The organism is Mesorhizobium sp. M0587, from assembly GCF_040320945.1.
In the GTDB taxonomy this organism is placed as follows: Bacteria; Pseudomonadota; Alphaproteobacteria; order Rhizobiales; family Rhizobiaceae; genus Mesorhizobium.
Genome location: NZ_JAMYQP010000109.1, coordinates 1 through 790, shown reverse-complemented (window position 1 = coordinate 790; position 790 = coordinate 1). Strand labels below are relative to the sequence as shown.

At 58.2% G+C, this 790-nt stretch carries 1 protein-coding gene; it reads right to left on the bottom strand.

Features of this window, described 5'->3' with window-relative positions; genetic code table 11:
* Positions 1-273 precede the first annotated feature (273 nt).
* Positions 274-672, bottom strand: a complete 399-nt coding sequence (locus tag NKI49_RS33230; RefSeq protein WP_352608435.1) for a DUF892 family protein — start codon at positions 670-672, stop codon at positions 274-276.
* Positions 673-790: the final 118 nt, after the last annotated feature.

The following is a 790-nucleotide window of genomic DNA, read 5'->3' as shown; positions in this document are numbered from 1 at the left end:
CCGGCTGGGACAATTCGCGACATGCGGAGGTGGGTTTGTTTTCCGTCATCCAGGCTGATGGCATGCGACACCTGCGCAAAGCCACAGCAGATGAACTGGCCCGCCAGCAAGGTTTGTTCGCGGCTAACCGGACGCGTTGAAGATGTGACCGACAACGGGGGCGGGGTCTAGGAGGTCGCCCCGTTGTAGGACCAGCTTTTGCGGTTTCACCAGTCTCGCCAGCTTGGCCCACCGCATGCCAGATTTCCTTCAGCCTACTGGCCATGGCTTCTCTCAGCTCAGATTCTGCTTGAGGGCCGCCTCGGCGGGCACCAGCAGCGAATTGTAAGCAGCAATTTCGTGATAATCGAATGTGAAATTCGCCAGGCTATTCTTGATGATCTCGTCGCCGGCCATCGAGTGTCCCATGGCAGCCATGCTGCCAACCATCGACAGGGCTGTCTCCGTGAGGATGGAGTGCTCTGTATCGAGGCCCTCCAGGACTGCCTCGATGCGGGTGATCTGGCCTTCGGTGCCCGGACTATGCCGGCGCAAACGATCGGCCGCCTCTGGATAATCCTCTATACGCTCGACCCGTGGTTCCATGATCGACAGCGTTTGGTTTTCCGTGGCATGGGCGTTGCGCAAGCCACAACGAATATCGAACGGCTCTCTGAGTTGAGTTGTAGCCATCGCAATTCCTCTTCCGTTTTGCCGCCCCCAACTCTAACTCCCGTGTGCGGGAGAACTTACAGCCAGTTCCGCCAATGACGCCTTTCCCGTGCTCGCCGATTCGACGCTTTTTTGGATG